The sequence below is a fragment of the Streptomyces sp. A012304 genome, assembly GCF_026008495.1.
In the GTDB taxonomy this organism is placed as follows: Bacteria; Actinomycetota; Actinomycetes; order Streptomycetales; family Streptomycetaceae; genus Streptomyces.
The window spans coordinates 1-317 of record NZ_BQUN01000115.1 but is presented as its reverse complement, the minus strand read 5'-3'; the positions used below and the strand labels follow the sequence as shown (position 1 = coordinate 317).

General features: G+C 72.6%; 1 protein-coding gene. It reads right to left on the bottom strand.

Annotated features, from left to right (window positions below):
- On the bottom strand, positions 1-317 hold a 317-nt coding region (locus ALMP_RS30840; protein WP_264934196.1), incomplete at both ends, for a DUF2637 domain-containing protein.

Genomic DNA, 317 nt, shown 5'->3' with positions numbered 1-317 from the left:
GCCGCCAGGCCCGCCGGGGCGGTTTCGGCGAGGGGGACGCCGTAGCGGGCCAGGCGCAGGGGCATCAGGGATTCGACGGGGGCCTTGCGGCGCCAGCCCCGGCCGAAGCGGGAGCGCAGCCGGGCCTGGTAGACGAGACGTTCCTGCTCCAGCTTGATGACCTGTTCGTAGGAGCGCAGCTCCCACAGCTTCATGCGGCGCCAGAGCAGGAACGTGGGGACGGGGGAGAGGAGCCAGCGGGTGAGGCGGACTCCCTCCATGTGCTTGTCGGCCGTGATGTCGGCGATGCGGCCGATGGCGTGCCGGGCCGCCTCGAC